At 47.8% G+C, this 1338-nt stretch carries 1 protein-coding gene; it reads right to left on the bottom strand.

Annotation, left to right across the window (positions count from 1 at the left end; translation table 11 throughout):
- The coding region (locus tag MV985_RS08360; protein WP_297465226.1) for a hypothetical protein at window positions 1-1288 on the bottom strand (1288 nt) is incomplete at its 3' end.
- Window positions 1289-1338 lie beyond the last annotated feature (50 nt).

The following is a 1338-nucleotide window of genomic DNA, read 5'->3' as shown; positions in this document are numbered from 1 at the left end:
CTGAACTCACCGTAACGCTTGCTTCGGCACTCTTTGACTTTCCGTTCCAGTAGATTGAGGCGTGGGTCACGTAAGTGCTAGCATCTTCGTAGGTTACGGTCTGCTCAAGCAGGACTTCCTCCCCGTTCTTTGGAACGTCAACCGTTCCGGAGTACGTTCTGGAATTAGTTAGAGAGTAGGGGATTGTAATTGAGTATCTCAAACCGTTCAAAGGTGCGTCGTCCTCGTTCGTTACGACAACCCTGTAAGTAACGCTCTCCCCTGTTGTAATGCTAGTGTCAGCAGGTTTAATGGTTAGGTGGACCTTATTCCAATCAATTGGAGGACTTAGATCAAAGGTATCTGAGTACTCTTCCTGTATCGTTCGTTCTCCACAGCTTGAGAAGGTCTGGGACGTGGGAACCTGACCACAGGAGGGTTCATAGGTAACTTCCACGATTCCGTTTACAACGAGCTCTCCATCCATTGGATGGGTTACCTCAAACCTCGTGCTTTCCCAGGTGTATGTTTCTCCGGAGTTCAGGAACGAGACGCTTCCACTGTCGGAATCACCGCTTGTGCGGTCATCAACGTTAATCTGAATGTTGTTGATCGCATTGTTCTCAGCCGCCAGAGTGACCTGAACATGGTACTGCGGACTGTCAGGATTGTTGTTATCCATAATAACGTTTATTTCAGTTATTCTCAGGATTCCTTCGTTGTTTTTCACATCCAGGGCCCTCCGTTCCAGTGGGTCTAACGTTGTATCCTTCGTGGCCATTGGCAATGTTACTGGCGGTTCAGGTGGCTTGATCGGGTTTATTGGTTCTTTTATCGGGGGCTTGATTGGGGGGATACCCGGGTTTCTCTTATGCACTATTAATGAGCCCTTCAGTTCTGCGACTTTCTCATTCAAAATACTCTGGACTTTGGGATTGGAGTTGCCGTTTCTGATGGCTTCAACTAAACTCTCCACGTTGCTCATCAGTCTGTAGGACTCTAAAGCCCCCCGCCAGTAATACTCGTCCCTCCAGCTGGACTCCAATGGATTGAGCTTTATGACTAAACCTCCACCCCTGGCCCGAATAACTGGAGAGGGGTTCAACCCTTTCATTTTTATCACTTTCAGGTTCTCCCCGGTAAGGTTGGTGAATATTACGTCTCCTTCTGTCCAGTACTCATCCGATACAATTAGCTGGTACGTCGCTTTCCGAAGGGCTTCAATGTAGTACTCCATCCCTTCAATGTTACCGATTTCGTAAGTCCTGTAAAATTTCACCCACTCATCAGCCAGGAGGGGGTTAATCATTCTATCACCTTTGTATGCGGAGGGATTAATGTCAACCGAGTGTTTCCACT

The organism is Thermococcus sp. (genome assembly GCF_027012695.1).
GTDB lineage: Archaea > Methanobacteriota_B > Thermococci > Thermococcales > Thermococcaceae > Thermococcus.
Note: the sequence above shows the minus strand (reverse complement) of the source record. Positions and strands in the feature narration are given on the sequence as shown.